Source organism: Bacillus cereus group sp. BfR-BA-01524, assembly GCF_022662595.1.
Classification (GTDB): domain Bacteria; phylum Bacillota; class Bacilli; order Bacillales; family Bacillaceae_G; genus Bacillus_A; species Bacillus_A thuringiensis_S.
Window position 1 is genome coordinate 1 of the sequence record NZ_JAKUDW010000527.1, and the last position, 203, is coordinate 203.

Genomic DNA, 203 nt, shown 5'->3' on the forward strand with positions numbered 1-203 from the left:
CGCTAGTAATCGCGGATCAGCATGCCGCGGTGAATACGTTCCCGGGCCTTGTACACACCGCCCGTCACACCACGAGAGTTTGTAACACCCGAAGTCGGGGGGGTAACCTTTTTGGAGCCAGCCGCCTAAGGTGGGACAGATGATTGGGGTGAAGTCGTAACAAGGTAGCCGTATCGGAAGGTGCGGCTGGATCACCTCCTTTC

1 rRNA gene is annotated in these 203 nt (G+C 57.6%); it reads left to right on the top strand.

Annotated elements, in window-relative coordinates:
* Window positions 1–202, top strand: a 16S ribosomal RNA gene (locus MR170_RS32180); the annotation flags it as partial.
* Window position 203 lies beyond the last annotated feature (1 nt).